Genomic DNA, 20,693 nt, shown 5'->3' with positions numbered 1-20,693 from the left:
GCCGGTAAAAGGCTCCTTTTTGGTAAGCATTAAGATAAGTAAAACCCGATCGAAAACGATCGTAACAGGATCAAACACATGACCGCCGAAACCCAAGTGTTTAAGAACTTAAGCTCTGAAGAATTGATCGATAAAGCGCTCTCAACAGGCGAGGGAAAACTGACCGATACAGGTGCTTTATTAGTAACCACTGGCAAGCGTACAGGTCGCTCACCAGCTGATCGTTTTGTTGTTAAAGAGCCAAGCTCGCAAGACGCCATTGACTGGGGCAGTGTCAATCGCCCAGTAGAACCAGCCGTCTTTGATGCGCTTTGGGAGCGTGTGTCGGTATTTTTTGATAGCTTGCCGCGTCAGTATCAACAGGAATTGCACGTAGGTGCCTCAGATGATCATTATTTACCGGTGCAGGTAAATACCGAAACGGCTTGGCAAAACCTATTTGGTAAAAATATGTTTGTGCGTCCTGCTAGCTATAATCCTAAAGCTAAAGAAGAGTGGACGATTTTAAACGTACCTTCTTTTGAATGTGTGCCAGAGCGTGATGGTACTAATTCTGACGGTACGGTGATGGTAAACTTTGCTCAGCGTAAAGTGCTATTAGCCGGTATGCGTTATGCGGGTGAAATGAAAAAAGCCATGTTCTCAGTACAGAACTTCTTACTGCCTGAAAAAGACGTTTTGCCAATGCACTGCTCGGCCAATATTGGCAAAGATGGCGACGTGGCATTGTTCTTCGGTTTATCCGGTACGGGTAAAACGACCTTGTCGGCAGATCCAGAGCGTTACTTAATCGGTGACGATGAGCATGGTTGGGCTAAGGGCAGCGTATTTAATATCGAAGGTGGCTGCTATGCTAAGACTATCGATTTAAGTCAAAAAAATGAGCCGGTTATTTGGGACGCTATTCGTCGTGGCGCCATTGTTGAAAACGTTGTGGTTGATGAGCAAGGCCACGCCGATTACTGCGATACGTCACTGACCGAAAACGGCCGCTGTTGCTACCCGCTTGAACACGTTGAGATGCGTTCAGAGAAAAATATGGGTGGTGAGCCTAAAGTTGTTATTTTCTTGACCTGTGATGTTTCTGGGGTGTTACCGCCAGTATCTATTTTGTCAAAAGAAGCCGCTGCATTTCACTTTCTGTCAGGTTATACGGCACGTGTTGGTTCGACGGAACTAGGTGCAGAGGCGGGTATTCACCCTGCATTTTCAACCTGTTTTGGTGCCCCATTCATGCCTCGTCCTGCGCGTGAATATGCTGATTTGTTAATGAAGCGTGTTGAAGACTTCGGTTCGCAGGTGTACTTAGTGAACACTGGCTGGACCGGTGGCTCTGGTGCGCCAGGCGGTGCGGGTAATCGTTTCCCAATTCCAGTCACTCGTGCAGTCGTGGCTGCGATTCAGAGTGGTGCATTATTAGGCGCAGAAACCGAACATTTAGATATTTTAAACTTGGATATTCCTAAGGCGATTCCTGGGGTTGAGCAGCAATATGTTAACCCACGTGAAGCATGGTCTGATAAGTCTGCCTATGATGAACAAGCGAAAAAATTGGCTGAGCTATTCAAGGCCAATATTAAAAAGTTTGATGTGGCTGCAGATGTAGAAGCTGCCGGTCCAAAAGGCTAATAGCTTGATGAGTTTGTTAAAAAACGCAGCTTAGGCTGCGTTTTTTTATGCCCACTTTCTGCTTTTATGATTGTAAAGAGTATTGTCGATGCCAGAATTGCCTGAGGTTGAGACCAGTAAGCGCGGTATTCAGCCGCATATTCAAGATAAGATTTTAACCGGCTTTGTGGTGCGCAATTCACAGCTTCGCTGGCCAGTACCAGAAGCTGAGTTGCAGTCCTTACGGGGCCAGCGCTTGCTGCATATTCGGCGCAGAGCAAAATATATTATCTTACAGTTTCAGCAAGCTGCGATGCTGATTCACTTGGGTATGTCGGGCAGTTTACGAATTGTGGATAGCAATGCTGAACTGAAAAAACATGATCATATTGATGCAGTATTCGGCGATGACTGCATTCTGCGCTTAAATGACCCCAGACGATTTGGCAGCTGGTTATTTTCAACTGACCCTATCGACCAGCATCGTCTGCTGCAAAATTTAGGGCCTGAGCCACTCTCGGCAGATTTTAGCTTCGACTATTTTTATCAGGCATCACGTAAAAAGAAACAAGCCATAAAGCAGTGGTTGATGGATAATAAAACTGTAGTCGGCGTGGGTAATATTTATGCCTCGGAATCACTGTTTAAGGCGGGTATTCGCCCATCGGTGCCAGCGGGTAAAGTCAGTCGCGCAAAGCTGCAGCTACTTTATGATGCGGTAAAATTAACACTGTCTCAAGCTATTGAGCAAGGCGGCACAACCTTACGGGATTTTGTTGGCTCGGATGGCCAGCCGGGTTATTTCAAACAGCAGTTATGGGTTTATGGTCGTGCAGGTCAGCCCTGTCACCGGTGTGGATCAGTGATCAAATCGCGGGTGATGGCACAGCGCAATACGTTTTACTGCCCTAGCTGTCAGCCTCGATAGTTGTGAACAAGTTCGAGTAATTTCTAAGAAAATCAGAAAAGTAACTGAAATATCGTTATTTTCTTTCAAACTGTTTGATAAATAGCTATGGTAGTCATACTATTTAGAAAAATAATTTCAGCTGGGGATGCTAGCTATGAGCAACATCACACGTCCTTTTTTTCTGCTTGCATTGATCGTAGTGATGTCAGTGCCGCAACTAAGCTTAGCCAATGCACGCGTNGTTGACGAAAATCCATCGGCATTAGCCATGGTTGGTGATTTAGTGATTGCNCGTCCGGTCGGCTTGGCTGCTACAGTGATTGGCACCGCTGTATTTTTGGTCACACTGCCGTTTTCCTTACTCGGTGGTAATGCCGCAGAAGCAGGCAGTACTCTGGTCGTCGGCCCTGCTAAAACCACCTTTGTTCGCTGCTTAGGTTGTACGCAAAGTGGTTACCAGCAAGACTACAGCAACGAAGATGATACAGTAGCCGCAGAGGAATAAGTCTTCGGCAGGTTTTGCCGATGAGCAGCTTGGGTTAATGCTGTCTGTGGCTCACTATTTACATTTGCCACATTATAAACTCTCGATTCCACTGTCGACTTCGCTATTCAGCATACGCCCTCGCTATTCGGCATACGCCTCACCTTCCCTTCTATAATCAGCCACAGCCTTAATCTGTTGCTGGCCAAGATTTATTACGTGTAAGCCGCTGGTTTGCGCCGCACGCTTAATCTTATGGCCTTTTTGCATTAGCGATGTAGTCAGTTTATCCGCTGCTGGCTGCGGTTCAATGCGGCTAATTGAGCGATTAAGATTGCTAATATGTGGACTTGCGACAGCCTGCTCGAGGGGGAGTTGCAATAGCAAATGTTGTGCAATCACTTTGCTGACGTAGGCAATGATTCGTGCACCCCCCGGTGAGCCGATGACCAGTAGAGGCTGCTGATCTTTAAAAATAATCATTGGACTCATTGAGCTGCGCGGACGTTTTCCGGCTTCAATACGGTTTGCGACTTTTTTGCTGTGCATCGAGGGTGAAAATGAGAAATCCGTTAACTGATTATTGAGCAAATAACCATCGACAAAAACTCGACTGCCAAAGGCAGTTTCTATCGAACTGGTCATGCTGACAATATTACCTTTAGCGTCCACGATGCTGAGATGTGTGGTTGAGTCAAGCTCCGGTGATATAGCATCAACTGCATCTTCACCAAGCTCACCAGCCTCGGCTGGCTCGTCACTAGCCCGGTCCGTCGGGATAAGTGCCGCACGTTTGGATAAATAACTTGGCTCAAGCAATGCAGAGACTGGCGTAGGGTAGAACGCCGGATCAGCAATATAGCGATTGCGGTCGGCGAANGCNAGCTTGCTTGCTTCNATAAATCGGTGATAAAAATCAGCCCCGGTTGGCTCTAGTTGATAAAAGCCGGGTGTTTTTGCCAGCATATGAATAATCTGCATCACGGTTATTGGGCCAGATGAAGGAGGCGCTGCGCCACAGAGAGAAAGTTCGTTAACCTGGCTGCAAACCGCGGGCGTCGACTTGGCCGTGTAATTTTTCATGTCATTCAGCGTCATGAGTCCTGGGCGACGACTATGCTGGCGAATCTGCTTGACGATATTTTTTGCTAGCTCGCCGTGATAAAACGGACCACTGCCTTTAGCAGCGATTTGTTTTAGCGTGTCAGCATAGGCTTGATTTTTCAAGACGCTGCCAGCGGCCTTAGCCTTGCCATCTTGGTCGAGTAAGTAGTCTGCAAGTGCTCGACTGCTGCTGTCCTCAGCTAACGCAAAAGGCCCTTGATTGAGTACTGTGGTCAGTTGATGCAGTCGCGGTGAAATCTCAAAGCCTTGTTCTGCTAGCGCGATTGCGGGTTGAAACAACTTTGCCCAATCCAGTTCGCCATGCTGTTGATGTGCCAGTTCAAGCATCGCTAACAAGCCCGGAACACCAACGCTGTAGCCGCCGATAACGGCATCATAAAACGCTAATGTGCCATGCTTATCGCGAAAATAGTTCTCGTTGACTGCAGAAGGTGCTATTTCTCTGCCATCATAGTTGCTCAGCTGCTGACTGTTGCTGTCCCAATGTACTAAGAAGCCGCCGCCGCCGATACCTGATGACTGAGGCTCAACCAGGCCAAGCACCATTTGCGCGGCAATGGCTGCATCGATTGCAGTGCCGCCTTGCTGAAGTATGTCTTTGGCCGCTTGGCTAGCATAGCGGTTAGCGGTAGCAATCGCGTATGCCTTACCTTGCGCCAGCTTTTGCTGGTAATGTGGGTCAGATGCCGCTTCAGGCGCAATGATGTCGTTGGCTAATGAGTTATCTGAGGTGTATGAGGTTAGCAGTAAGGCAGATACAAAAANCTGAAAAAACCTGCGGCTTTGGGTTTTAGCGAGAATAAATTGAAATAAAGACATGCCGATAAACGCTACCTAAGCGACTTCATGTGAATAGCCATAAGAGAGAGATTTTTTGACGACTAGGGAGTCGGGTTGCCGGTGAGAGAGGCGTATTTCTGCCACAGCTGCTCTTCGGTTTCCATGTTTTCTGGGTCAAGAGGAATGCAGTCAACGGGGCAAACAGCCTGACACTGAGGCTCATCAAAGTGGCCAACGCACTCGGTGCACTTTTTGGGGTCGATGACATAAATTTCATCGCCCTGGTAAATAGCTTCGTTTGGGCATTCCGGCTCGCATACGTCGCAGTTAATGCATTCATCGGTGATCAAAAGGGACATGGCAGTCTCAACGTATTTGCTATGCAGCTATTGTAAACGTATTTTGTTAAAAATTATGCGTTAAGCAAACTTTTTTAACAATGCAGTATGTACGGGCGGGGATACTAGTTGGCTGACGTCGCCCTGCATCGATGCAATTTCTCTTACCAGTGTTGATGATATATAGCAGTATTGATTGGCAGGGCTTAGAAATACAGTTTCAAATGCTGGATAAAGTTTTTGATTCATATCAGCCATTTGTAATTCATAGTCAAAATCGGTGCTGTTTCTTACCCCGCGCAGCACGGCATCAGCATGGTGTGCTTTAGCAAGTTCAATGATCAAGCCTGTGAAGCCAATACTCTCAATATTCGTTATACCCTTTAGGCTTTCGTCGACGAGTGCTTTTCGCTCCTCGAAAGAGAATAGTGGTGATTTTCGCTCTGAATAGGCGATCGCAACAATGACACGATCGAATAAGCGACTTGCGCGACTAATTAAGTCGATGTGTCCGAGTGTGATGGGGTCAAAGGTCCCTGGAAAAATAACCGTGCGCATAAAAGCTGCTCTTCAAATAATGATTTTATCTTAACCCAAACGAGAATATTGAAAAAGACTGGCGCGAACTTGGCCAAAAGTTTTTTGTCGGTACAGCGCAAAATCACTGGCAAGGTTGGGTGCGGCATCGGCACTGGCATTTTCAACATATACCCAGGCTTTCTCGCATAATAATTGCTGATCTAGTAAGGCCTCTAGGCAATCATTGATAATGGCAAGTTGATAAGGTGGGTCAATAAACACCATATCAAAAGGCTTTTGTTGATCAAGTTGCGAAATGGCGCTTGGCAGGCTGGCGCAAAGTGCTCGCGACTCCGTTATCTGCAATGTTTTTAGGTGGGCGTCGATGTGAGTAATCACCTGTGGGTGGCTGTCGATAAATGTGCAGTGACTGGCCTTGCGCGATAGGGCCTCAAACCCAAGTGCGCCCGAGCCTGCGCAGAGGTCAAGGCACCGACTGTGAAGACACTCATCCATCAGCCAGTTAAAAACCGTTTCGCGAACTCTGTCGGGCGTCGGTCGCAGATGATTAACTGCTGGGAAACTGAGCTTTCTTCCACGATGAAGGCCTGCAATTACTCTAAATTGATGAGATTGTTTGGATTTAGCAGGCGATGACTGTTTTTTCATTGTAAAATGATCGACCATTTTTCGCTATTATAACAAAACTTTAGCAGCCGTTCAGTGATGGTATGGCTAAGTTGGGGACTATTCGTGTCAGAAAACAAAACCAGCCTATTTGGGCGTTTAAAGCAGGGCTTAAGTAAAACCAGTTCCAAGTTATCTGAGGGTTTGGGTAATTTACTGATCGGTCAGCGTGAGATTGATGATGAATTGTTGGAGGAAATGGAAGCGCAACTCATTATGTCAGATGTTGGCATGGAGGCTACTCAGCAAATCATCGATAATTTAACTGCGCAAATTTCACGTGCAGAGTTAACTGATGCAAGAGCACTATTACAGTCGCTGCAACATGAATTGACGCAAATTTTACTGCCCTCAGAAGGCGCATTACAAATCAGCGCTGCACATAAGCCCTATGTGATTCTCGTTGTGGGTGTTAACGGTGTTGGCAAAACAACCACGATTGGCAAGTTAGCTAAGCGCTTTCAGGCTGAAGGTAAGTCGGTTATGTTAGCTGCGGGTGATACGTTTAGGGCAGCCGCGGTTGAGCAGTTGCAAGTCTGGGGTGAGCGTAATCAGGTACCTGTAATTGCACAGCATACCGGGGCTGACAGTGCATCAGTCATTTATGATGCGATTCAGGCAGCGCAAAATCGAGCAGTTGATATTGTGATTGCCGATACTGCTGGCCGTTTGCACAATAAAACTAATTTAATGGATGAGCTTGAAAAAGTGGTTCGAGTGATGCAAAAGCTTGATGCCAGTGCGCCACATGAGGTGTTGATCGTGCTGGATGCAACGACAGGGCAAAATGCGCTGGCGCAAGCAGACCATTTTAGGCAGGCTGTAGGTGTTACTGGCGTAGCTTTGACCAAGCTCGATGGGACTGCGAAAGGCGGTATTATATTTGCAATATCAAAGCGCTTAGGTTTACCGATTCGTTTTATTGGTGTTGGTGAGCAAATTGACGACTTGCGCCCGTTTGCAGCGAAAGACTTCGTGGAAGCCATTTTTGACGACGGTTTTCTGTCTTAATTGTTGAATACTGTTATAGCAAATACAGCAAAATTTAGATGATACATTTCGATCAAGTGAGTAAGCGGTATGAAACGGGCCACGAGGCATTACGGCGCGTTAGTTTTGATATTGATCAGAATGAAATGGTCTTTCTCACTGGGCATTCCGGTGCTGGCAAATCGACGCTGCTAAAATTAATCATGATGATGGAGCGACCGACAGCGGGTAATATTTCTGTCAATGGTTTAAATCTTGCGCAATGTTCTCGTTCGCGGATTCCGTTTCATCGCAGGCAAATTGGTGTGGTATTTCAAAATCATCAATTGCTATTTGATCGCAGCGTCTTTGATAATATTGCTTTGCCACTGATTATTTCTGGCTTCGACCATCGTGATGTTGCGCGCCGTGTGCGTGCGGCATTAGATAAAGTAGGTTTGTTAGATAAAGAGCGGGTAAACCCTTTAACGCTCTCTGGTGGTCAGCAGCAGCGTGTAGGTATTGCACGTGCCGTGGTGCACAAACCTAAAATATTATTGGCTGATGAACCTACGGGTAACCTCGATCCAGAGCTTTCGGCGGAAATCATGTACTTGTTTCAGCAGTTTAACCATGTCGGTGTTACCGTGTTGTTAGCCAGCCATGATCTCTCTCTAATTGCGCGATTGAAGCATCGAATGATTACGCTACGCGATGGTGAGGTTATTGCAGGAGCAAGTGATGGCTAAGGCATCGGTTGCGAAAGCAAGTCTTCGTTCTAAATTTTCAGCGTGGCGTGCTGAGCACAAGCGCACCTTTTTAAATAGCTGGTTCAGGCTTTGGCTCAAGCCATTCAGTACGGTATTGACCTGGTTGGTTATTGGCGTGGCACTGGCTTTGCCGGTCGCCTTTTATATTGCGATTGGCAATATTCACCAGCTGTCTGGCAAGTTTGATGGAAATGCTCAGGTGTCATTATTCTTGCACCAGCGAGCCAGTCAACAAATGGTTGAGAACTTACGAAATGAGTTAGCTGCATGGCCGGAGCTGCAGCAAATCACGGTAATTGGTAAAGATCAGGCACTTGAGGAATTTCGCGCCCTATCAGGTTTTGCTGATGTGTTAAGCCATTTACAGCAAAACCCCTTGCCGGTTGTGATTGAAATATTACCCTCGAGTGAATGGTCTGTGCCTGATAAAGCTGAGCTATTGCTGCAACGACTACAAAAATTACCTGCAGTTGAGCAAGCGCAACTTGATCTTGAATGGGTGCAGCGCTTAAACGCCTTACTGGCAGTGGCACAGCAGGCTGCCTTGGGATTGGTCTTATTGTTATCGGCAGGCGTATTGTTGATTATTGGCAATACGGTTCGATTAGAGATTGAAAACCGACGAGACGAGGTAATCGTGACAAAGTTAGTTGGTGCAACCGACAGCTTTGTACGCAGACCTTTTTTGTATACAGGCGCTTTTTTTGGCCTTGGCGGCGGTATTTGTGCAAGTATTATCGTCTTTTTTGGTTTGTGGTATTTGCATCAACCTGTTGCTGAACTGGCTGGACTGTATCAGTCTGATTATGTTCTATTAGGTTTATCGCTTGCTGATATACTGTCGTTATGGCTAATGGCGGCCATGCTTGGTTATTTTGGTGCTTGGTTATCAGTTAGTCAGCATCTTGATGAGCTTGAGCCGTAGTCAGCAAATGTGGGCTGCGCTAGCCTATTTACAAGGTGCGCCTACATATTAAAACTTTATGTTTTACGGCTGAACTTTCCAGCAACTTGGCAGTCTATAAGCTTTGATGTTAAAATATTCGGCCGTGTTTTTGTCACGGGTGTAAATGAAAATGGCAATGCATCGCCATGGAGAAGATGAATACATGAGCAAAGATATACAGGTTTTACCGAGTCTTACGCCTGGCGCAGACCTGAATGCTTATATGACATCAGTGAGCGCAATTCCTGTCCTGTCAGTGGATGAGGAGCGTGATTTAGCTGAAGCTTATTATTATCAAGACGACTTAAACGCTGCTCGACAGCTGGTTTTGTCGCATTTGCGATTTGTTGTGCACATTGCTAAATCTTATAACGGCTATGGGCTTCCTGTCGCGGATTTAGTGCAGGAAGGCAACGTCGGCTTGATGAAAGCGATTAAGCGCTATAATCCTGAAAAGGGTGTGCGTTTGGTTTCGTTTGCTGTGCATTGGATTAAAGCAGAGATGCACGAGTTTATTCTGCGTAATTGGCGCATTGTGAAAATTGCGACTACCAAAGCGCAGCGCAAGTTATTTTTTAATTTGCGCAGTCAAAAGAAACGCTTGGCGTGGCTGAGTCAAGACGAGGCGAAAGCCATCGCGGATGACCTTGGTGTTGATATTAAAGATGTACAAAGCATGGAAGGACGCCTCACCGCCTCAGACATGGCTTTTGATCTCTCTGCCGACGACGATGACGAGGCACCCGTACATGCGCCGGTTCAGTTTTTAGAGGACCATAGCCAGGATCCAGCAACACTGGCTGAGCAAAATGATTGGCAGGAAACTGCAAATATTGGTTTATATCGCGCACTTGAGTCACTTGATCAGCGCAGTCGAGAAATTCTGCAGCGCCGCTGGTTAGATGAGAACAAGGCTACTTTGCATGATTTAGCGGCTGAGTACGGCATTTCAGCGGAACGTATCCGCCAGCTTGAAAAACAGGCGATGGGTAAAATCAAGGCCAATATGGCAGTTTAAACTAACCTTATCGTTTATTACCTAAACCGCTGATGCCGTCAGCGGTTTTTTTATACCTTAATCAACGTGCTATAAATACCATGAATTTATCGATGCGATTTGCAGCCTGTAGCGGCTTTGTCGCGGTAGCGCTAGGGGCATTTGGTGCACACAGCTTAAAGCAAAGCTTAAGCGCCAATATGCTAGCGGTTTATCAAACGGCTGTGGATTATCAGTTTATTCATACCTTGGCCTTGTTGGTGTTATCGCTGCTTTTAGCAAAGTTTCCAGGCAATCGACTTATAATATGGTCTGCAGTATTTTTTGCGCTGGGTATCGTGCTTTTTAGCGGCAGTCTTTATCTCCTGGCTATTTCGGGTTTAACTTGGCTAGGTGCGATTACCCCTGTTGGTGGACTGGCTTTTTTAGTTGCATGGTTCATGCTGTTTTTAGCCACATTTCAATTAAGTAAATTACCATGAATGATTCATCTGATGCCAAGCGTCAAGCAAGCCAATACCCTGAGCGTCACCGAGAGCGACAGGTGCGAAGTTTTGTGCTGCGTGCCGGGCGTATGACAGATGCGCAGCGTCAAGCTTATCAGCAACTATGGTCTAGCTATGGCGTTAGCCAAGCGGATGGCGCACTCGTTCCAGCAGAGTTGTTTGCTCGCGATGCCGATACAGTGTTAGAAATAGGTTTTGGCATGGGTGATTCCCTTGTGGATATGGCTATTGCGGCGCCAGATCAAAACTTCATTGGTATTGAGGTGCATACGCCGGGCGTAGGACGCTTAATGCACCGCTGCGAGCGTGAAAAAGTGAGCAATATACGGGTTTATCAAGATGATGCAGTTGATGTGTTAGCAAACTGTATTGCGGATCAAAGCCTGGCTAAAGTGCAGATTTTTTTTCCTGACCCTTGGCATAAAAAGAAGCATCACAAGCGCCGAATCGTGCAGCCAGCATTTGTACAGTTATTGCGTCAAAAGTTGCAGCCTGATGGTGTGCTTCATTTGGCAACGGATTGGCAGCATTATGCGGAGCATATGATGGAAGTTATGTCGGCTGCAGATGGCTTTGAGAATATGCAAGATCAAGGTGAATTTGCAGTAAGACCGGAATTTCGCCCCGTTACTAAGTTTGAGCGGCGAGGCGTTAAACTGGGCCACGGTGTCTGGGATTTGCTGTTTCAAAAAGTTGCGTAGTCTTAACCTTTGCCCAGCCTTGTTGTTGGCTGGTACGCGGTTAAGGATTGGAATCTGCAGCTGTTTTAGTTGAATTGTTTAACTTTGCTGTCGCTTAGGGCGAAATCATAATAGCCTGAATCTCAACCGCAGCGCCCTTCGGCAATCCAGCCACTTCGACACAGGCTCTAGCCGGGTAGGGTGGTTGAAAGAACTCTTGCATAACCGTATTCACCGCAGCGAAGTCATTTAGATCGGTTAGGAATATCTCAACTTTAGCCATGTTTGCGAGGCTGCCGCCTGCAGCTATGGCAACGGCTTGTAGATTGTTAAATACTTGGCGGGTTTGTGTGCTGATATCACCCTCAACCAATGTCATGGTCTCTGGTACCAGCGGTATCTGGCCTGACAAGTAAACCGTGTTGCCGGCTCTAACGGCTTGTGAATAAGGTCCAATGGCTGCGGGGGCGGCTGTGGTTGCAATGGTGCTAAGTTCGCTCAATGGAGAGTCCTCTTTTTCTTAAAAGTGTCTTTTACCCGAGATACCGAGGTAACTGATTTTATATTGCGGATATGCCTAAAAATACGTGCTAAATGAACGCGATTATCGACCAGTAATGTTGCTTCTACGCGACTAGTATGCGCATCAATATCAGTTAAGTTAATGCTCTCAATATTGCCATTCAGACGGTTTATTTTTGTCGCCAAGGTGGCTACGACGCCGCGCTGACGTTTGACTTCGATGCGAATTGGCACGCTAAATTCGCCGCTGATATTTTCATCCCAAGACAGTTGTATAGGCGTGTCTTTTTGTTTGCGTCGCTCTCTAGCTTGTGAGCAGCCGCTGATATGAACCACTACGCCTCTACCTGCGCTCATAAATCCGACAATATTATCGCCGGGCAGAGGGTGGCAACATTTAGCAAAGTTAATCACCATGCCTTCGGTGCCAGAAATCACCAGCGCATTGGTTTTTTCTTCAATCGCTTGTTCGTTAGCGTCGCTATTGTCGACGAGCTGCTGTGCTGTCAGGGATGCGGCGCGGTTGCCAATACCAATATCTTCTAAAATAGACTCAAACTGTGTTTGCTGAGTCTCTTGTAAGATCGCACGAATATGTTCTTGGGGTATCTCTTCAATACTTGAACCAAGGGCGTTTAAGGCTTTGTTTAACAAGCGTTTACCAAGTGCCACGGATTCGCCTTCACGTTGATGTTTGAGTGAGTGGCGGATATGACTTCGCGCCTTACCCGTCACCACAAAATCAAGCCAGGCCGGACTGGGCTGACTGTTTGGGCTAGTTACGATTTCAACCGTTTGGCCCGACTGCAGTGTTTGACTTAGCGGTGCTAAACGACGATTGATATAGCAACCCACGCAATGATTGCCAAGGTCAGTATGAACCGCATAGGCAAAATCGATGGGTGTGGCGTCACTCGGTAGCTCAAGAATATTGCCCTTTGGCGTGAATACATAAACCTCGTCGGGAAATAAATCAATTTTGACATTCTCGATGAATTCCAGCGAGTTGCCAGTGCGCTGTTGCAGTTCAAGTAAGTTTTGTACCCACTGCCTGGCTCGCTGGTGCGAGCCAGATAAAGTGCTGGAATAATCCTGCCCTTGCTTATACAGCCAATGTGCTGCAATGCCGTTATTGGCCATTTCATCCATATCATGTGTGCGGATTTGAACTTCAATAGGCACCCCGTGCATGCCAATCAAGATGGTATGCAATGACTGATAGCCGTTGGATTTTGGAATCGCAATATAATCTTTAAACTGTCCTGGAACAGGTTTGAATAAAGCGTGAAGAGCGCCAAGCACACGGTAGCAGGTATCTACATTGCTCACTTTGACACGAAAACCAAATACGTCGGTAATATCCTTAAATGACTTACCCGAGCTGCGCATCTTTGAATAGATGCTGTAGATATGTTTTTCGCGACCGTAAACTTGCGCGTTCAAGCCTTCCATTTGCAGATGCTGATCGATCAGTAATCGGGTTTCTTCGATGAGTTTGTCGCGCTTGGTAAAACTTGCTTTCATTGCCGCTTGAATACGTCTAGCGCGCATCGGATAAATGCCAAAAAAGCATAAATCTTCCAATTCAACTCGGATGTCATTCATGCCCAGTCGGTTGGCAATGGGCGCATAAATTTCTAAAGTTTCGCGACCAATGCGGCGTCGTTTTTCAGGCTTGAGGGCTCCTAAGGTACGCATATTATGCGTGCGATCGGCCAGTTTAACGAGGATCACGCGAATATCGTTGGCCATCGCGAGGGTCATTTTTTGAAAGTTTTCGGCCTGAGCCTCAGCCTTAGAGCTGAACTCGATTTGCGTTAATTTACTCACGCCATCAACCAGTTCAGCAACTTGATGGCCAAACTGCTTATTCAAGTCGTCTTTCGTGACGGCTGTATCTTCAATCACATCATGCAGCATTGCCGCCATCAGGCTCTCATGATCCATGAACATGTCAGCCAAGATGTCGGCTACGGCCAGAGGGTGGGTCACATAAGGCTCGCCTGAACGGCGGCGCTGACTTTCATGCGCCTGTTCGGCAAAATAGTAAGCACGCTGAACTTGATTGACGTGCTGAGGTTCGAGATATTGAGAGGCCTTGTCGGCGAGGGAGAGAATGCTGATTTTAGGCATATCACGAAGTCTCATCAAAGGCTAGGTGTTATGCGTGGGCATAGTCATTGCAATCAGCAGTCTCATGCTTGAGGGTATTGATTGGCCGTTAAATAAAGTCTTCCTGGCCAAACTCTTCCTCTTGCTCATCGGCACGAGCTACTGACTCAGGGGTAATCAAGTCTTCTTCTAGTTCACGAAGGGCTATAACCGTCGGCTTATCATTTTCTTCTTTTACCAGTGGTTCGTGGCCGCCAACAGCAATTTGCCGAGCACGTTTGGATGCAACCATAACGAGTTCAAAGCGATTCTCGACTTTATCTAAACAATCTTCAACAGTAATACGAGCCATGATGTGTGTCTCATGTTGCAGCGCCTTAGCGCTGAGTTAATAAAAATAGCTGGCCATTTTAGCAAAAATTACAGATATATCAAAGCCCAGGAATTTCCTGCTATTAGCTTGCTTGAAATAGCGACTGTAATAGCTTGTGATGGCGTTCGCTTTGAATAGCAGTGCGTTTGCGCTCTGCTACGACAATCGATTTGAGCTCTCGTTTGGCAGTATCAAAATCATCATTAATGATCAGATAGTCAGCCTCGTTATAGTGCGATATTTCAGACAGTGCAGCTTGCATGCGATGCTCAATGACCTCGGCGCCATCTTGGCCTCTGGCATTTAGCCTGGATCGCAAGGTTGCAACCGACGGCGGCAGGATGCAGATGCTGATACAGGGCAGTAATTTACGTACTTGCTGCGCACCTTGCCAATCGATTTCAAGCACCACGTCAGTGCCGTTGGCCAAACTTTGCTCAACCCAGCTTTGGGATGTGCCATAACTGTGGCCAAAAACTTCAGCATATTCAAGGAAGTCTGACTCTTGCAGGCGTTGACTAAATTGTGACTGATCAACAAAATGGTAATGCACGCCATCAATTTCGCCAGGGCGTTGAGCGCGCGTGGTATGAGACACTGATACTTGAATATCGTTAGTCGTTTCGATCAGCGCCTTCACCAAGCTTGTTTTCCCTGCTCCAGAGGGGGCGAAAATGACAAATAAGTTTCCAGACATATTGCTTACTCTGTCGGCGAGGTTTGTTGAAATGCTGTATAGGCGTTAGCATCGTGCAGGCATTGTTGCAAATTTGGCAGATGAGATAAAGAAAAGCGCTGGCGAAATATTCCCCAGTCTAAATAGCAAGCAAGCCTAAGGCTGACGTCATCATCAGCCTGAAAGGCAATTTGCATTTCTTCAAGGCTCTCAAGGCCTTGTTTTATGCGAGCATGCTGGCGAGCAATATAGTGATTGTCCGAGCTATTGAGGCCAAATTTCTCCAAATAAAAAACATTAGCAGCGGCATCGAGCTGCGTGTTTATAAAACAGAAATGCTCCAGCGATTGAAGGCTGGGAAGAAAGATCTGTTCGCAGTGCTCTCTGATAAAGCGCAAAATGCTGCTTGAGTCGGTCAGACGCAGGTTTTGATCCTGCATAGAAATGTCTAGAAACGGTACTTTTTTGGTGCTGACTAAGCTGTCGCTTTGCTGTTGATCGGTTTCGATCAGGGCATAGTCTAAACTTGCCTGGCTCATTGCAATGCGGCAATGCCGAACGAAAGGTGAGGTGTAGCTGCCGTATAATTCAAGTTTCATAGCTTATCAGTATCGCTTATTCGATGTTTTGCACTTGTTCGCGCATTTGCTCAATCAGCACTTTTAAATCTACTGTGGCTTTTGATGTTTGGCTCAGCATGGATTTCGAGCCTAGTGTGTTGGCTTCACGGTTTAGTTCCTGCATTAAAAAATCGAGTCGCCTGCCGCAGGGGCTGCCCTTTTGCAGGCTCAATTCAACTTCTTTGACATGCGCCAGCAGGCGGTCAAGCTCCTCGTCAACGTCAATCTTGTTGGCTAAGATCACCAATTCTGCTTCGATGCGTTGCTGGTCGGCGTCCAGTTTTAATTCATCAAAGCGGTCAATTAATTTGTTGCGTTGCTGTGCAATGACTTGTGGGATAAGTGGTTTAATCTCGGTTACCAGTTGTGTAATGCCCCCGAGCCTAGCGTTGATAAGTTTTTCTAACTCTGCACCCTCTCGCTCACGGTGAGCTGAAAGCTCGCTTAGCGCAACAGTGAAGCTTTTGCATATGCTTTGATTGAGTAAATCTTTGTCGATATCGGCGGTTTGCAGCACGCCAGGCCATTGCAAGAAGGTGCTTGCATACTCGGCAGGAGCATTTGTAATCTGCTGTGCAACGGCGTTATTAGCAGCGATAAGCTGCTGAAGTAGGCTTTGGTTGATGTTTAGCTGATGACTATCATCATCGGATTTTATGATTCGAAGACTGCATTCGATTTTTCCGCGAGCCACGGTGTTGCGAAGAATATCGCGCAGAGCTGGCTCTGCAGCGCGACTCGTTTCTGGCAGTTTGAAATTAGGTTCTAAATAGCGGTGATTTACCGATCGGAGTTCCCAAATAAGCGTGCCAAATGTCTCGCTTGACTCGTGGCGGGCAAAAGCGGTCATGCTTCGTATCATGTGAATTCTTATGCGTAATACTAAATGAGCAGTGTATCAGTTTGAAAGCTTTTCGGTAAGCGCTTGCTTGCAGCGTGTATTTTTCGTATGGTCGCCGCTGTTAATAAAGCAGAGTGAAAGCGAGTAGTTGCATGCAGCGACCCAGTGGCCGAAAAAATGATCAATTGCGTGATATAAAGATTACGCGAAATTTTACCAAGCACGCTGAGGGCTCAGTGATGGTTGAGTTTGGCGATACCAAAGTATTATGTACCGCTTCAGTTTCTGAGTCAGTGCCAGGTTTTTTGCGTGGCAGTGGTAAGGGCTGGGTTACTGCAGAGTACGGTATGCTGCCTCGTTCAACTGGAACGCGAATGCGTCGTGAAGCGGCGAGCGGTAAGCAAGGTGGAAGAACAGTAGAGATTCAGCGGTTGATAGGTCGATCGTTACGTGCTGTGGTCGATCTTGAGCTGATGGGTGAAATGCAGGTCACGGTAGACTGCGATGTCATTCAGGCAGACGGTGGAACGCGAACAGCCTCAATAACTGGCGCCTGCGTTGCTTTGGCCGATGCGTTTAACCATTTAGTTGCCCTTGGCAAGCTAGAAAAGACCCCGCTTAAGGCAATGGTTGCTGCAGTTTCGGTGGGTATCTGGCAAGGCCAAGTGGTAACGGATCTGGATTATCCAGAAGATTCCTCTGCAGAGACCGATATGAATATTATTATGACGTCTGAGGGCGGCTTTGTTGAGGTACAAGGTACGGCGGAGGGTGCGCCATTTTCAGCTGATCAGCTGCAATCATTATTGGCAATGGCGTCAAACAGTATTGATGAGTTAATTGCACTGCAGCAACAGGCGCTGTCTTAGCTCGCTAGCAATTTGCTTAGTTTAGTTCAGCGTTTAGCGGTTGCTTTGCGATACAATATTTCAAGCGTTTGCTATGGCTAGTTCGCTAGTAACTAATAACTAATAAACGGCTGCTAAACCCTTAAAAGCTGTCTTCCTCAAACGGATAGTCGTAGTCAATAATAACTGGCGCGTGACTGCCAAAAGTCTTGCTTTTGTAAATGGTTGCATACTCAACATGCTCAATCATCCCTGGCGAGATCAGTTGAAAGTCAACACGCCAGCCATCGCCTTTTTGCTTATCTGGCCACCAGCTAAATTCATCACTGTCTTGATTGGCTTCTCTAAATGCATCGGTATAGTTTAGCTGATGCGTCACTTCGTCTAGCCAGCGCCGCTCTTCGGTCAGAAAGCCTGGTGTGTCGTCGGATTTCTCCTGCTGAACATCTTGACTATGATGAGCAATTTGCCAATTCCCCGCAAAAATGAACTCACGTCGTTTATGACTAATTTTTTCTAAGTGTTGCTGCAAAAGATCTAGGAATTGCGCCTTTCTTTCCATGCTATTAGCGTCGTCCAATGATGATTCCGGCACAAGAATCGAGCCTATGCTGATATCATCAAAGTCTGCTTGAATGTATCGAGCTTCGATATCAAAGTCGTTAAAGCTGAGCCCAGTCATGATGGCTTTAGGTAGTTTGCGGGTATAAATCGCCACACCGTTGATGCCATCCATATTATCGAAAAAATACGGGAAATAGCCCTGAGGAAAAAACACATCGTCGGTTAAATCGTATTCTTCGCAGTCAAGGTTCTGAATACATATGATGTCAGCGTCTTGGTTGACTGCCCAGTCAAAGAAGCCTTGTTTCGCAGCAGCTTTGATGCCGTCAGCACAAAAATTAATTACTCTCATCAAGAGAAAACCTTAAAATCATTAATTAAAGCGTTGGTATAGCTGTTATCGACAGCTTAATTTGCTGAATTCAATAGTGTTTGCCCAGCAGTAGCGTTATGATTAGCCATTAAAAACATGCACTTTTTGCAATAGGTAAGAGCTTTTATACTAGTATTTTGATGCTAGAAATGTCTATCTAATTTTTATTGAAGCTGTAGAAGTGCAGAAGAGATCAATTTTACGCTATGTTGTTTTAAATGACGAACAACTTTTGGGCGAGAATTAAAAATAATATGATGCAACACTATAAGTCCGAATTTATCCAGACAGCTGTCAGATCTGAAGCGCTTTGTTTTGGCGAATTTACCCTGAAGTCTGGCCGTATCAGTCCCTATTTTTTTAATGCGGGTAAGCTCTATCAATCCAGTGCACTTTCAGTGCTGGCAAAAGCCTATGCGCAGGCGCTTCATCAAGCACAAATAGAGTTTGATGTTCTTTTTGGCCCTGCTTATAAAGGCATTTCTTTATCAGCTCTGACAGCAGCAGCATACTACGACCTTTTCAATGTCGACATATCGGTTGCATATAACCGTAAAGAAAAAAAGGCCCATGGCGAGGGTGGTCAGCTTGTGGGTGCGCCTTTGGCCAATAAAAAAGTGGTTGTCATTGATGATGTGATCACTGCAGGCACAGCGATACGTGAGGTTGCAGACATATTAAAGCAGCAGCAAGCAGAATTGGTAGGCGTATTGATAGGCTTAGACCGCTGCGAAAAAGGAAAAGGTGATCTAACCGCAGTGCAAGAGGTAGAAGCTGATTTAGGCGCAAAAGTTTTTAGTATTATTTCCCTGCCCGATATAGAACAGTTTATTCAAAGTTCTGGTGATGCAAGCACATTGCAATCGATCCAAGCTTATCGCAAAAAATACGCTTAAAGGGTTTAGTTTTGATAAAAATAATAAAGCCGTATTTTTGTTGCTTCTGGCTAATATTATCCTTAGTTGCGCTACAAGCTCTTGCGCAAGAGGCAGCTTTTTATCGTTATAAAGATGCTAACGGTAATATTGTGATTAGCCGTTATATTCCTCCTGATAGAGTTAGTGAAGGTTATGAGATACTGTCCGATACTGGCAGAGTTGTCGAGGTTGTTGATAAGCAATTGTCTGATGAGCAACTCAATCAGTTAACGCTCGCCGAAAAAGAGAATGAAGCTAAGCAACTGAAGCAGCAAGTTCAACGTGAATATGATTTACAACTACTGCGGAGATATAGTGCAGTCGTTGATATAGAGTCTGAGAGAGATAGAAAAATATTTGAAATGAATAACCGCTTACAGATTTTAAATGCAAATCTTTTAGGCGTACAAAATGAGTTAGAAGCCGAATATGTAAAAGCTGCGCGTCTTGAAAAATCAGGTAATATTGCCGCAGAACAAAACCTTAAGCGCATTGAAGAATTGGAATCAAATCTAACCACAACTAAGCAAATTATGGAAAATCTGAATCAGGATATTCTGCAAACTAAGACTGATTATCTCAAAGCTATAGATAGGTTCAAAGAGCTGAAGCTATTGCGTCAATAAAGGCTGTTTATGGAAGCGACAAACAAAAATAATAAAATCCTTATTTTTTTCATTATTGGTATTACTGCGCTAGCGGTATTTCTTATGAACAGAGATTCTGATCTTGCGAGCAGTATTGTAGAAGACCCAATAATACCTGAAGTGGTTGTTCAAACCATTTATCCTGAGGCGATGGCGCTAGGTGTTGAAACTGGCGGTGTTGTTCTGGCAAGAACCCAGCTCAAAATTCTTCCAGAAGTAAGTGGTAGAATCGAATGGGTAAGCCCTAAATGGCATGATGGCGGTTTCTTTAAGCAGGGCGAATTAATGTTCAAACTTGAAGATCATTTATTCAAGAATAATGTTGCCAAAGCTAATGCACAGTTGGCTGAGTCTAATGCTAGGTTTATTCAAGAACAGGGCATGGTCAACGTTGCTAAACAAGAATGGCAGAAAAGAAAAAATAAATCACAAGATCCTGCTGCAAAATCACTTGCACTAAGAGAGCCTCAATATGCCTCAGCTAAGGCCGCTTATGAAGCTGCCCGATCTGATTTAAATGTGGCAAAATTAAATCTCTCACGCGCCTCTTTTTATGCCCCGTTTGATGGTGTTTTAGTAAATAAAATTGCAGACAAAGGGCAGCTGATTTCTTCAAATCAGGCCATTGCTGATTTTTATGCCATTGATTTTGTGGAAATTCGAATACCGCTGAATCAATCTCAGCGAAGTCTGGTTGATCTACCCAGTTTAAATTCTAGCCTTGATTTACCTGTAAAAGTTACTCAAACATTTGGCACTGAAGAAGTCACATACGAAGGAAAGTTAATCAGAACAGAATCAGTGTTAGATGAGCAAACCAAAGTTTTGTATGCGGTCGTGGCGGTAGAAAACCCCTATCAAATTGATGCTATCAAACCAAA

The 20,693-nt window shown here is 45.7% G+C and carries 24 protein-coding genes; 13 read left to right on the top strand and 11 right to left on the bottom strand.

All coding sequences use genetic code 11. From position 1 onward, the window contains the following. Window positions 1-78: 78 nt before the first annotated feature. From HRU21_00975 to HRU21_00965, 3 genes are all read left to right on the top strand, one after another. Window positions 79-1,629, top strand: a complete 1,551-nt coding sequence (locus tag HRU21_00975; protein ID NRA40857.1) for a phosphoenolpyruvate carboxykinase — start codon at window positions 79-81, stop codon at window positions 1,627-1,629. 88 nt (window positions 1,630-1,717) lie between these two features. Next, on the top strand, window positions 1,718-2,536 hold the full coding sequence (gene mutM / locus HRU21_00970) for a bifunctional DNA-formamidopyrimidine glycosylase/DNA-(apurinic or apyrimidinic site) lyase (protein NRA40856.1): 819 nt from the start codon (window positions 1,718-1,720) through the stop codon (window positions 2,534-2,536). Window positions 2,537-2,663: 127 nt separating this feature from the next. After that, a complete protein-coding gene (locus HRU21_00965) occupies window positions 2,664-3,023 on the top strand; it encodes a hypothetical protein (GenBank protein ID NRA40855.1) in 360 nt (119 codons plus the stop codon). Between the two features lie 123 nt (window positions 3,024-3,146). Here HRU21_00965 and ggt read toward each other — a convergent pair whose 3' ends face one another. The 4 genes from ggt to rsmD all read right to left on the bottom strand — a co-directional run bounded on the left by ggt (window position 3,147) and on the right by rsmD (window position 6,433). Then, window positions 3,147-4,946: a gamma-glutamyltransferase gene (gene ggt / locus HRU21_00960; protein NRA40854.1), complete on the bottom strand. Its 1,800-nt coding sequence runs from the start codon at window positions 4,944-4,946 to the stop codon at window positions 3,147-3,149. A 62-nt stretch (window positions 4,947-5,008) separates the two neighbouring features. Further along, window positions 5,009-5,266, bottom strand: coding sequence for a YfhL family 4Fe-4S dicluster ferredoxin (locus HRU21_00955; GenBank protein NRA40853.1), 258 nt, complete (start codon window positions 5,264-5,266; stop codon window positions 5,009-5,011). A gap of 60 nt (window positions 5,267-5,326) precedes the next feature. Further along, window positions 5,327-5,803: a pantetheine-phosphate adenylyltransferase gene (coaD, locus tag HRU21_00950; GenBank protein ID NRA40852.1), complete on the bottom strand. Its 477-nt coding sequence runs from the start codon at window positions 5,801-5,803 to the stop codon at window positions 5,327-5,329. 30 nt (window positions 5,804-5,833) lie between these two features. Then, window positions 5,834-6,433 carry a 16S rRNA (guanine(966)-N(2))-methyltransferase RsmD gene (gene rsmD, locus HRU21_00945; GenBank protein ID NRA40851.1) on the bottom strand — a complete coding sequence of 200 codons (600 nt, stop codon included), beginning with the start codon at window positions 6,431-6,433 and terminating at the stop codon, window positions 5,834-5,836. A gap of 57 nt (window positions 6,434-6,490) precedes the next feature. Here rsmD and ftsY point away from each other — a divergent pair, with 57 nt between their 5' ends. The 6 genes from ftsY to trmB all read left to right on the top strand — a co-directional run bounded on the left by ftsY (window position 6,491) and on the right by trmB (window position 11,340). Then, window positions 6,491-7,462: a signal recognition particle-docking protein FtsY gene (ftsY, locus tag HRU21_00940; GenBank protein ID NRA40850.1), complete on the top strand. Its 972-nt coding sequence runs from the start codon at window positions 6,491-6,493 to the stop codon at window positions 7,460-7,462. Between the two features lie 38 nt (window positions 7,463-7,500). Then, a complete protein-coding gene (gene ftsE, locus HRU21_00935) occupies window positions 7,501-8,169 on the top strand; it encodes a cell division ATP-binding protein FtsE (GenBank protein ID NRA40849.1) in 669 nt (222 codons plus the stop codon). Next, window positions 8,162-9,115 (top strand): cell division protein FtsX, encoded by a 954-nt coding sequence (gene ftsX, locus HRU21_00930; protein NRA40848.1) that lies wholly within the window; start codon window positions 8,162-8,164, stop codon window positions 9,113-9,115. The genes ftsE and ftsX overlap by 8 nt, the downstream gene beginning before the upstream one ends. Window positions 9,116-9,299: 184 nt before the next feature. Further along, a complete protein-coding gene (gene rpoH, locus HRU21_00925) occupies window positions 9,300-10,154 on the top strand; it encodes an RNA polymerase sigma factor RpoH (protein NRA40847.1) in 855 nt (284 codons plus the stop codon). Between the two features lie 80 nt (window positions 10,155-10,234). Then, window positions 10,235-10,615, top strand: a complete 381-nt coding sequence (locus HRU21_00920; protein ID NRA40846.1) for a DUF423 domain-containing protein — start codon at window positions 10,235-10,237, stop codon at window positions 10,613-10,615. Continuing rightward, window positions 10,612-11,340 (top strand): tRNA (guanosine(46)-N7)-methyltransferase TrmB, encoded by a 729-nt coding sequence (trmB, locus tag HRU21_00915; GenBank protein ID NRA40845.1) that lies wholly within the window; start codon window positions 10,612-10,614, stop codon window positions 11,338-11,340. The genes HRU21_00920 and trmB overlap by 4 nt, the downstream gene beginning before the upstream one ends. Before the next feature lie 94 nt (window positions 11,341-11,434). On the opposite strand, the gene HRU21_00910 is transcribed toward trmB, so the two are convergent. The 6 genes from HRU21_00910 to HRU21_00885 all read right to left on the bottom strand — a co-directional run bounded on the left by HRU21_00910 (window position 11,435) and on the right by HRU21_00885 (window position 16,484). Then, window positions 11,435-11,821: a RidA family protein gene (locus HRU21_00910; GenBank protein ID NRA40844.1), complete on the bottom strand. Its 387-nt coding sequence runs from the start codon at window positions 11,819-11,821 to the stop codon at window positions 11,435-11,437. Further along, window positions 11,818-13,974 carry a RelA/SpoT family protein gene (locus HRU21_00905; GenBank protein ID NRA40843.1) on the bottom strand — a complete coding sequence of 719 codons (2,157 nt, stop codon included), beginning with the start codon at window positions 13,972-13,974 and terminating at the stop codon, window positions 11,818-11,820. Before HRU21_00905 ends, HRU21_00910 begins: the two co-directional genes overlap by 4 nt. 88 nt (window positions 13,975-14,062) lie before the next feature. Continuing rightward, window positions 14,063-14,305, bottom strand: a complete 243-nt coding sequence (rpoZ, locus tag HRU21_00900; GenBank protein NRA40842.1) for a DNA-directed RNA polymerase subunit omega — start codon at window positions 14,303-14,305, stop codon at window positions 14,063-14,065. Between the two features lie 103 nt (window positions 14,306-14,408). Further along, complete coding sequence (gmk, locus tag HRU21_00895) at window positions 14,409-15,023, bottom strand: guanylate kinase (GenBank protein ID NRA40841.1); 615 nt, start codon at window positions 15,021-15,023, stop codon at window positions 14,409-14,411. A gap of 5 nt (window positions 15,024-15,028) precedes the next feature. After that, on the bottom strand, window positions 15,029-15,601 hold the full coding sequence (locus tag HRU21_00890) for a glutathione S-transferase family protein (GenBank protein NRA40840.1): 573 nt from the start codon (window positions 15,599-15,601) through the stop codon (window positions 15,029-15,031). A 16-nt stretch (window positions 15,602-15,617) separates the two neighbouring features. Next, window positions 15,618-16,484, bottom strand: a complete 867-nt coding sequence (locus tag HRU21_00885) for a YicC family protein (GenBank protein NRA40839.1) — start codon at window positions 16,482-16,484, stop codon at window positions 15,618-15,620. A gap of 131 nt (window positions 16,485-16,615) precedes the next feature. On the opposite strand from HRU21_00885, the gene rph reads away from it, so the two are divergent. Continuing rightward, window positions 16,616-17,332 (top strand): ribonuclease PH, encoded by a 717-nt coding sequence (gene rph / locus HRU21_00880; GenBank protein NRA40838.1) that lies wholly within the window; start codon window positions 16,616-16,618, stop codon window positions 17,330-17,332. 121 nt (window positions 17,333-17,453) lie between these two features. Here the strand turns inward: rph and HRU21_00875 are convergent, their stop codons facing one another. Continuing rightward, complete coding sequence (locus tag HRU21_00875) at window positions 17,454-18,227, bottom strand: exodeoxyribonuclease III (GenBank protein NRA40837.1); 774 nt, start codon at window positions 18,225-18,227, stop codon at window positions 17,454-17,456. A 278-nt stretch (window positions 18,228-18,505) separates the two neighbouring features. Here HRU21_00875 and pyrE point away from each other — a divergent pair, with 278 nt between their 5' ends. The 3 genes from pyrE to HRU21_00860 form a co-directional block, all read left to right on the top strand. Continuing rightward, window positions 18,506-19,144: an orotate phosphoribosyltransferase gene (pyrE, locus tag HRU21_00870; protein ID NRA40836.1), complete on the top strand. Its 639-nt coding sequence runs from the start codon at window positions 18,506-18,508 to the stop codon at window positions 19,142-19,144. A gap of 11 nt (window positions 19,145-19,155) precedes the next feature. Beyond that, window positions 19,156-19,791, top strand: coding sequence for a hypothetical protein (locus HRU21_00865; protein ID NRA40835.1), 636 nt, complete (start codon window positions 19,156-19,158; stop codon window positions 19,789-19,791). Between the two features lie 84 nt (window positions 19,792-19,875). Beyond that, window positions 19,876-20,693, top strand: an 818-nt coding sequence (locus HRU21_00860) for an HlyD family efflux transporter periplasmic adaptor subunit (GenBank protein NRA40834.1), incomplete at its 3' end; no start/stop codon positions are given.

This window comes from Pseudomonadales bacterium (assembly GCA_013215025.1).
In the GTDB taxonomy this organism is placed as follows: domain Bacteria; phylum Pseudomonadota; class Gammaproteobacteria; order Pseudomonadales; family DT-91; genus DT-91.
The sequence above is the reverse complement of the archived record's forward strand: the minus strand, read 5'-3'. Positions and strand labels throughout refer to the sequence as shown.

What these genes read in the sequence shown, in the direction of transcription:
- HRU21_00975 (NRA40857.1), top strand. Translation starts at nt 79, where the DNA reads ATGACCGCCGAAACCCAAGTGTTTAAGAACTTAAGCTCTGAAGAATTG.
- mutM (NRA40856.1), top strand. Translation starts at nt 1,718, where the DNA reads ATGCCAGAATTGCCTGAGGTTGAGACCAGTAAGCGCGGTATTCAGCCG.
- HRU21_00955 (NRA40853.1), bottom strand. Translation starts at nt 5,266, where the DNA reads ATGTCCCTTTTGATCACCGATGAATGCATTAACTGCGACGTATGCGAG.
- coaD (NRA40852.1), bottom strand. Translation starts at nt 5,803, where the DNA reads ATGCGCACGGTTATTTTTCCAGGGACCTTTGACCCCATCACACTCGGA.
- rsmD (NRA40851.1), bottom strand. Translation starts at nt 6,433, where the DNA reads ATGAAAAAACAGTCATCGCCTGCTAAATCCAAACAATCTCATCAATTT.
- ftsY (NRA40850.1), top strand. Translation starts at nt 6,491, where the DNA reads ATGGTATGGCTAAGTTGGGGACTATTCGTGTCAGAAAACAAAACCAGC.
- ftsE (NRA40849.1), top strand. Translation starts at nt 7,501, where the DNA reads ATGATACATTTCGATCAAGTGAGTAAGCGGTATGAAACGGGCCACGAG.
- ftsX (NRA40848.1), top strand. Translation starts at nt 8,162, where the DNA reads ATGGCTAAGGCATCGGTTGCGAAAGCAAGTCTTCGTTCTAAATTTTCA.
- rpoH (NRA40847.1), top strand. Translation starts at nt 9,300, where the DNA reads ATGAGCAAAGATATACAGGTTTTACCGAGTCTTACGCCTGGCGCAGAC.
- HRU21_00920 (NRA40846.1), top strand. Translation starts at nt 10,235, where the DNA reads ATGAATTTATCGATGCGATTTGCAGCCTGTAGCGGCTTTGTCGCGGTA.
- trmB (NRA40845.1), top strand. Translation starts at nt 10,612, where the DNA reads ATGAATGATTCATCTGATGCCAAGCGTCAAGCAAGCCAATACCCTGAG.
- HRU21_00905 (NRA40843.1), bottom strand. Translation starts at nt 13,974, where the DNA reads ATGCCTAAAATCAGCATTCTCTCCCTCGCCGACAAGGCCTCTCAATAT.
- rpoZ (NRA40842.1), bottom strand. Translation starts at nt 14,305, where the DNA reads ATGGCTCGTATTACTGTTGAAGATTGTTTAGATAAAGTCGAGAATCGC.
- gmk (NRA40841.1), bottom strand. Translation starts at nt 15,023, where the DNA reads ATGTCTGGAAACTTATTTGTCATTTTCGCCCCCTCTGGAGCAGGGAAA.
- HRU21_00890 (NRA40840.1), bottom strand. Translation starts at nt 15,601, where the DNA reads ATGAAACTTGAATTATACGGCAGCTACACCTCACCTTTCGTTCGGCAT.
- HRU21_00885 (NRA40839.1), bottom strand. Translation starts at nt 16,484, where the DNA reads ATGATACGAAGCATGACCGCTTTTGCCCGCCACGAGTCAAGCGAGACA.
- rph (NRA40838.1), top strand. Translation starts at nt 16,616, where the DNA reads ATGCAGCGACCCAGTGGCCGAAAAAATGATCAATTGCGTGATATAAAG.
- HRU21_00875 (NRA40837.1), bottom strand. Translation starts at nt 18,227, where the DNA reads ATGAGAGTAATTAATTTTTGTGCTGACGGCATCAAAGCTGCTGCGAAA.
- pyrE (NRA40836.1), top strand. Translation starts at nt 18,506, where the DNA reads ATGCAACACTATAAGTCCGAATTTATCCAGACAGCTGTCAGATCTGAA.